Source organism: Microbacterium sp. H6, from assembly GCF_003314775.1.
Taxonomy (GTDB): domain Bacteria; phylum Actinomycetota; class Actinomycetes; order Actinomycetales; family Microbacteriaceae; genus Microbacterium; species Microbacterium oxydans.
In genome coordinates this window covers 1-7,221 of record NZ_QOAY01000189.1, presented here as the reverse complement: position 1 = coordinate 7,221, position 7,221 = coordinate 1, and the positions used below count along the sequence as shown (strand labels likewise).

The window sequence follows — 7,221 nt, the reverse complement described above, 5'->3', positions numbered from 1 at the left end:
CCCCCGATGAACCTGACGACATCACGGGCGTCCTCGAGGAGGCGGAGGCCGCCGCCGTGGGCGCCTCCACGCCGTCGGATGCCGAAACGCCTGTGCTGCAGATGGATGGTGGTGCTGTCTCTGTAGCCCTGGACGACGTCAATGTGGACGACACCCTGGGGGCCTCCGAAAACGCGGAGATCTCCGAAGCCGGTCAGTATGCACTCGCGGAGGGCGACTCTGTGACGTACGCCGTCAGCTTTCCTGACGAGGGGGCGACGCGGCTCTCAGCAATGCTGTCGGATCCGCTCGGAGAAGATCCCCAGTGGACCTTCACTGGTGGCACTCAGCTGCTTCTCCTCAACGATGGTTCGGTCTCTGTGTCGAACGCCGATGGCTTCGTGGGAGGCATCGAAGCTCCCTGGGCGATAGACGCTGCGGGACAGGCGCTCCCCACGCACTATGAGATCTCCGGCTCAACCCTGTCGCAGGTTGCGGACACGACCGGAGCGGTTTTCCCCGTCGTCGCGGATCCCACGGTTCAGTTCTTTGGCCCGTACATTCAGGTCCACCTGAACAAAGCGGAGAGTCGCGCAGCGGTCGGCGGCTATGCAGCATGCGCCGGAGTGCTGAACAAGTCCCCTGTGCCGTTTGCAAAGCTCCTCCAGGTCTCTTGTACGACAGTCGCCGCGATTGGGGCGTCGCAGGTGGTGGGCAATCGATGCATCTCGATCCACTACGTCGTCGGTGTTGGTGGACCCACGGGCGTCTGGTGGCCGTGGGTACGGAACTGCTAGGACGCACGCATGGGGTACTTCGTTGTAGGGGTGGCTCTTCTTCTTTGGGGAGTCTTGGCCGGACGAGCGGGACGGAAGCTGGGTGTGGTTCTCTCACTCGTTCCCGTAGCCGTGTGGTTCGGGTTCTTGGCCTGGTTCGAGTGGACTGGCACGCTTGACGGTCCAGCCGGAGATGCGCTCCCCGCTTACCTCGTGATCGGACTTCTCGCGTTCTTCACCGGATCGAACCTCGCCGGGTGGACCGTCGCCTCGCATAGGGCGCGACGGAAGCCATGATCGACGTGTCGACGCGAGACTGTCGGGACGGATGTGCTGCCCCCGACCGATCGCGACCGTGGTGAAGAGCGATGACAACCCGGGCTACAAGCTACGGACCATCATGAGAGTGACGTGCTGACGAAGGAGCGATGGCAATGATCTTGGAAATCGGCGGCGAGCTCGCTGTCTACTTCTTTGTCTGTGCCCTGGGAGTCAGCATCGGTATCAGTTCCGGGATGACCGTCCCTCGAGGTCTGGGAGTAGTCGTAGCGATCGTCAACGTGGTCATCGTGGGTGGTCTTGTCGCTATCGGATTTCTGTTCGGATCGGAGGCGCCATGGATTGGACCCATCTTTGTGTTCGCGGCTCTGGTAATGAGGGTGGTGACGGGGGCGATGGAGCTGGCTCGCTTACCTGCGTTGAGTGAGGAATCATTCGTACACCGAGCCGTGTTGGTGTTCTCCCCTCGACGAATTCGCATCATTGAGAACGCGAACGCGCATGATCCCGCCGTAGCTAGAATCCCTTAGGGCGCTGAGCCCACTTCTCGGCGTAACGACGGCCGGATCACATCCAGCCCGGATGTCCGCGGGGTCTGTCCCACGCGGCTCTCCTGAAGGGGACTAGAAGTCCCCTTCGGCCACCTGGAAGCAGACCAGCCCGCGAGACCGCCACATCTCGACCACGCTTCGGCGGTCGTCGACGACGCCGATCACGTCGAAGTGCGGTTCGATGTGGGCATCGTAGATCTCGGCCTTGACGATGTTGTCGGCGCGCTGGTCGCCCGTGCGGCGGAGCAGAAGGCGGTCGAACGGGATCTCGTTGAACGTCAGCCAGGCCTCGGTGGCGCGGCGAGCGGTCTCGTCGCGGCCCGAGACGACGATGAGCGCATCGACATCGGGGTGGGCGGAGAACGCCTGAGCTGCGACGACGACAGGGTGGTTCGGGGTGTCGATCGATACGTTGCGCATGTCTTACGGTGAGCGGTCGCCGATGAGGGCGAGGGTGCCGTCGACGTCGAAGAGCCAGGCGCGGGGGCGATCGGTGGGCATGGTGTGAGGGTAGTGGGTTCTTTGGTGGCCGGTCGGTTGCATCGCGGACGGTCTAGCCGAGCCCGCTGGGGGCGCCTCTCATCGCTCGGACGTCGATCCGATTCAAGCTATCTTGCAAGCCCTCTTGAAAAATATTGGTGAACCGGCTTGACTGGGCCTAAGGTGCCTCAAGGTACCTTGCAACCTATCTTAGGAGGGTTCATGATTCCCATCACCGTGCACGTTCCGGATAGCCGAGTCGCGGAGTTCTACGTGCGCTTCGGAGAGTTCGTCGCGGACGTGCCTAGCTCTGAGAATCCCACGCTTCTCCCATCTGGCCTGCATGGGCCATCGTGGGCGATCGACGGACGAGGCCCAGCGGTCGCTGCGGCTCTCGTAAGGGAGGTCTCCGGTTCGGGGCAGAGCGTTCTCAGGCGTCTGAGCAACGCGGCGATGAAGGAGACTGCGGTGTTCACCCCGGCTGAGCTCGCAGAGGCTGTGAACCACCCGCACGGATACTCCCGTGTCGCCGGACTGCTCGGGGGAATCGGCAAGGCGGTTCGTCGCGCAGGTCTCCCCCTGTTCCGCACGCCTAAGGGCGGCGAATGGCACTACGTCTGGTGGTGGGACGGCGAGCAGTACTTCATGAGCCCCGAGGTGGCAAAGCTTCTTCGTAAGGCCCTGCGAGACGCCTGAGTTCGGATGGCCGCGGAGGCATAGGCGAGGCGGGCGAGGTGCTTCAACTGTTTGTGCTATCTGTCGTCCGCCCATCCGCGAACCGTGCCTGCGCCCGGTCGTGCCGCTTGCCGACGGGTACGAGTTCCGTCGCCTTCGGCAGCCCCATCGGCTTCGTCGAGACGTACACGCTCTCGGCGGTGTCGACGCGGAAGGTCTCGTGCCAGACACCCACCGCCCCCGGAGCCTTGCGGGCTGCGCGGTTGAAGGCGGTCCAGGCGGGGCGGTGTAACTGGTTCGGGCTGGACGCGTAGGCGTAGAGCTTGTCGACGGATGACCAGTACTGCACGACGTAGGGTCCGCCCGAGCTGAAGAGCAGGTGGTAGCCGAGCATGCCCGAGTCGGGGTCGGTGCTGAGTTCGCGCAGCATCCCCGGCATGGCGAAGAACGCCGGCATCCACAGGTCGGGGCGCCACCAGCGGTTGATCTGCATCCCGATGTGGAACACGACGAGCTCGCCCTCGTGGCGGTGGGTCGTGCGGCCCGTGATGACTTTCGACATGATGTCTCCTTGGTTGGATAGTTTCACTATCCATACTGGATAGCGCTACTATCGAAGTCAAGAGGTGGCCATGAGAATTTCCGAACTGTCAGCCCAGACCGGCGTGACCGTGCCGACGATCAAGTACTACCTGCGCGAGGGGCTGCTGCCCGAAGGCGAGCGCTCGTCTGCGACTCAGGCCGCATACGGGGAGAGGCACGTGGAGCGGCTGCGGGTGATCCGGGCGCTGCTCGACGCGGGGGTGAGCATCGCCGAGACGCGACGGGTGCTCGGGGCGCTGGATGATCCGCCGGCGAGTGCGCACGAGCTGCTGGGGGCGGCACATGCGGCAATCACTCCGCCGGTGAATGAGTCGTTGGACCTGACGGACGCAGAGGCTCTTGTCGCTCGGCTCGGGTGGAAACCGGGGACGTGCGACGAGGCGGTGCTCTATGCGGTCGCGCGGGCGCTGCACGGGTTGGAGCGTGTCGGGTTCACCGTTCCGGATGCGGCGATGGCGGAGTACCTCGCGAGTGCGCGGCGGATCGCGGATGCGGAGATCGCGGGGGTGCCGGGGGAGTCTGCGGAGGCGGCGGTGCGGTACGTGGTGCTGGGGTCGGTGTTGGTGGAGCCGTTGCTGTTGGCGTTGCGGCGGGTGGCGCAGCAGGTGAGCTCGGGGGAGCGGTTTGGGGAAGGAACGAGTTAGCTACTTCTCTGCGGCTTTCGATTGTCGTCGTTTGAGCGCTGTCGTTGGTTGTCGCGGTGCATAGTCGCGAGGACGATGGCACGCGAGCTTGCGAGTGTCAAGTTGCAGAGCCGTGGTCGATGTGCTTCAGGATAGGGTTCACGAAAGCGCCCAGCTGGCGCTGCTCGGCTGGAACGAGTCGTCAACGATGTGGTTGGGGGAGTAAGTATGCGAGTTACTAAGACTTTCGGAGTTTCCGGCGTGGTCCCGTTTGTTGATGTCCACGTGCATCGGGACAATCTTCTGTTCCTTGACCCAAGCGCGATCCGGAACGGACGCGGGAAATACGCAACGGCTGCCAACAAGGCGCTAATCGCGTTCTTCGCCGAGGTGCTGCGGCTCCGGCTCTCTTCTGTTGCTGCGGACCATTCGGCGGGGCAAGAGCTGCTCGAACACTTGCACGAGCCGAATGAGACTCGCCTTGGCATGAGCGTTAAAAGCAAGTTCGGAAGAGCGTTCGGGCATGAGGAATCTCAGGATCTTTGGAAGCTGCTGGAGAATAGTCGCGAGGCGAGGGTTGCCGTGTTGACCCGCCTCGAGCACTTGAGGCTCTTTGCGGACGGAGTGGGCTACGACCTCATCTCGGACGCAACCACACGAATCGTGTTCCATGTTCTTGCTGACTTCACGACGGACATGATGCGTCAGCATCCCAGTCTGGCAGTTGGTGCCGTGACCGATGAGTATGACGTCTTCGATTCCGTCGCACTGAAGTGGAAGAAGCAGCGCCTCACGCTCCCTGTTGCGGACGGACGTGCTCTCCTTCTCGTGCCTAAGGAATGGGTGTATTGGCGACTACTCATGGATGTATCCCCCTTCTACAACAGATACGCGACCGAGACGCTCCAGGAAGAGCAAACCGTGGTCCGAGCGGATGGCAAGGCCAGTAAGCCATCGAAGAAGAAGCTGAAAGAGAACAACCGCGATAAGAGGGAGCTGAATCGCAAACAGGCGGCCAAATATATGGAACAAGATGACCGCAACCTGGTTGGTGAGTACCAGCGGGAAGTCGATACGGAGTTCACTCCGCTATCTGACGACGAGATCCGCGAGCGTACCTCGAACTAACGTCGCCGCCGCCAAGCGCGGCGACGCGCTCAGCGAAGATTCTGGCTCTGACCAAAAGAGAACTCAGCGGTGGAGCGCCGCCGATAGTCGCGCCCGGAGTGCTGGATCACACACATATAGGTAGGTTCCGCGCATCCCTCGAGTCAACAGCACCCCGTAGATGTTCCGGATGAACGTCAGCAGATCATCGTCCCCGAATGCATCCTTCAGGTGCCCGGTATTCTCCTTGCCTTTCTTGTCCCGATAGTTCTTGCGATCCGCGACGATCCGTCCGGTGGTCGGGTCGAGGCGGAGGTCCGGTCCGATGATGACGCCGGCATAGTTCAGGTCGTACCCCTGGACGGTGTGGATCGAGCCGACCTCCTCAAGCGAGCCCTTCGAGCTGATCCAGTCCTTATCCGTGCCGTTCCACCGCATTTGCTCGCCGTCGAGCTCGATGTCGAAAGCGTCCGGGTTCTTCTTCGACACCCAATCCCACGCGTAGCCTGCGACGAGGCGGGAGAGACCCACTTCAGCATCCTTCTGTCGGATGGCGTCGCGCATCTCTCCGAGGTTGTCGAAGAGGCGGAGCTCATACTCGCCGAGGTCAGGGAGCGACGGCGCTTTATCCCGCAGGACGGCGCGCACGAACTCGACATAGTCTGCGCCGGCATGCACGCGCATCTGGGTTGTCAGTCGGAAATAGCGGTGAGCGTCCTTCGCCCCGATGATCTCTGTATTAAGGGCCGCCGGAGAAAGATCATGAGGTCGCACACTCTGCTCCCCATCAACAAGTAGGAGCTGATGCTTGCTCCTAGCCTTGATCCAGTCGAGCTGGGTGTGGCGAGGGTCATCGCTTCCGAACAGAGCCTCGTTGATCTCGCGGAACTTCTTGTTCTGCACGCCTGATGCTTGGTTGGCTCGCTGTCCGAGGCGATGGGTCTCGTCGACGAGGACGAGGTCGTAAGTCTCGTCAGATTCACCGAGCTGGAACGGCGACATCACCATCGCAGCATCGAGCTTGGGGGTCTTCATGAAGACCTTCTTCACCGACATTCGCAGAGACTGCTGTGGGATCACGAGAGCCACGCGAAGAGTCTTGAGCAGCTCGCGATTCTCGGGGACGAAGAACTCCGAGAACATCGAGTCTGGCTCGACTCCGTCGCGGTCGTCGTAGTCCCGGATATCGGCGAGCAACTTCATCAGGAAGATCGCGATGATCGTCTTGCCAGTCCCTGGATTGCCTTGGACTATGAGTGTTGATCGAGCGCCGGGGTCCTGAAGGTCATCGAGCAGACCCTCCAGGATGTCCATGATCGCGATGCCTTGGTCAGCGGTCAGCGCTTTGAAGGGCGAGAGCTTGAACAGGTCGGAGTTCTCGATTTGCGGGATGCTGCGCGAGAAGAGTCCCTCTGCTCGCAGCGCCTCGAACACGTCACGGAAAGATTCACGGTAGAGGGCGCGGTCGTAGTACTGGGCATCGGTCAGACCGTCGTTGCCATTGAGGATGCGGTATTGGTCGTCGCCCGAGAACCAGCGAATGAGATGCGATTCAAGGTCGAGACAGACTGACTTGTTGAAGGTGTGATCCACGACGACGCGGATCGACTCAAGCGACTCGTTCTTTTTCGAGCCGGCGAGGTGCTGACGCATCCGGGTGGCAGCGCTGGCTGTCTCGCCGACGTAGAGTCCAGGAGAGCTGCGCTGGGCGTCGCCTTCGATCACATAGACAACAGGCCAGTTAGTGTGCCGGGCGTCGTCGCGCGCCCACGCGTCAACGGCGTCACGGCGGAAAGGCAGGCGCTGGATGCTGAACTCTGTCACTCCGGCGCCTCGGAAAGCTTGGTGTACTTGGTCATGCGGCCCCTGGCCAGCTCGACGGGATACTTTGCCTTCGTCGACTCCAACTTCTTCATGACGATCGCGTCAAGGTCGACGCCGATCTTGTTCGCGAGGTGGATGCAGTAGGTGACGACATCTGCGAGCTCCGCTTCAACCTGTTCTTGGTCGAAGTCAGCGGACCACTGGAAGCACTCAAGGAGCTCGCCGGCCTCGATTGAGATGCTCTTGGCGAGGTTCTCCGGCGAGTTGACGGCGCTCACTGAAATTCCTCGGTTCTGCTCATCGAAATTCCCCACTCTGGGTCGC

At 61.8% G+C, this 7,221-nt stretch carries 8 protein-coding genes and 1 pseudogene; 5 read left to right on the top strand and 4 right to left on the bottom strand.

The genetic code is table 11. The features are described from left to right. Together DSP71_RS12370 and DSP71_RS12360 are read left to right on the top strand one after the other, a co-directional pair. Window positions 1–776: pseudogene (locus DSP71_RS12370) on the top strand (hypothetical protein); the annotation flags it as partial. 413 nt (window positions 777–1,189) lie between these two features. After that, complete coding sequence (locus DSP71_RS12360) at window positions 1,190–1,564, top strand: hypothetical protein (RefSeq protein WP_147251309.1); 375 nt, start codon at window positions 1,190–1,192, stop codon at window positions 1,562–1,564. 93 nt (window positions 1,565–1,657) lie between these two features. Here the strand turns inward: DSP71_RS12360 and DSP71_RS12355 are convergent, their stop codons facing one another. Then, window positions 1,658–2,005 (bottom strand): polynucleotide kinase, encoded by a 348-nt coding sequence (locus DSP71_RS12355; RefSeq protein WP_257022397.1) that lies wholly within the window; start codon window positions 2,003–2,005, stop codon window positions 1,658–1,660. A gap of 513 nt (window positions 2,006–2,518) precedes the next feature. On the opposite strand from DSP71_RS12355, the gene DSP71_RS21695 reads away from it, so the two are divergent. Beyond that, window positions 2,519–2,761: a hypothetical protein gene (locus tag DSP71_RS21695; protein ID WP_147251308.1), complete on the top strand. Its 243-nt coding sequence runs from the start codon at window positions 2,519–2,521 to the stop codon at window positions 2,759–2,761. A 43-nt stretch (window positions 2,762–2,804) separates the two neighbouring features. On the opposite strand, the gene DSP71_RS12345 is transcribed toward DSP71_RS21695, so the two are convergent. Continuing rightward, the gene (locus DSP71_RS12345) at window positions 2,805–3,302 is read right to left on the bottom strand and encodes a DUF4188 domain-containing protein (RefSeq protein ID WP_113681234.1); all 498 of its coding nucleotides are present in this window, start codon (window positions 3,300–3,302) and stop codon (window positions 2,805–2,807) included. 70 nt (window positions 3,303–3,372) lie between these two features. On the opposite strand from DSP71_RS12345, the gene DSP71_RS12340 reads away from it, so the two are divergent. Continuing rightward, window positions 3,373–3,987, top strand: a complete 615-nt coding sequence (locus DSP71_RS12340) for a MerR family transcriptional regulator (RefSeq protein WP_113681253.1) — start codon at window positions 3,373–3,375, stop codon at window positions 3,985–3,987. Window positions 3,988–4,227: 240 nt separating this feature from the next. Further along, window positions 4,228–5,094 carry a DUF167 domain-containing protein gene (locus tag DSP71_RS12335; RefSeq protein ID WP_147251307.1) on the top strand — a complete coding sequence of 289 codons (867 nt, stop codon included), beginning with the start codon at window positions 4,228–4,230 and terminating at the stop codon, window positions 5,092–5,094. A gap of 63 nt (window positions 5,095–5,157) precedes the next feature. On the opposite strand, the gene DSP71_RS12330 is transcribed toward DSP71_RS12335, so the two are convergent. Together DSP71_RS12330 and DSP71_RS12325 are read right to left on the bottom strand one after the other, a co-directional pair. Next, on the bottom strand, window positions 5,158–6,897 hold the full coding sequence (locus DSP71_RS12330) for a DUF2075 domain-containing protein (RefSeq protein ID WP_113681232.1): 1,740 nt from the start codon (window positions 6,895–6,897) through the stop codon (window positions 5,158–5,160). Next, window positions 6,894–7,211 carry a MazG-like family protein gene (locus DSP71_RS12325; protein ID WP_113681252.1) on the bottom strand — a complete coding sequence of 106 codons (318 nt, stop codon included), beginning with the start codon at window positions 7,209–7,211 and terminating at the stop codon, window positions 6,894–6,896. Before DSP71_RS12325 ends, DSP71_RS12330 begins: the two co-directional genes overlap by 4 nt. Window positions 7,212–7,221 lie beyond the last annotated feature (10 nt).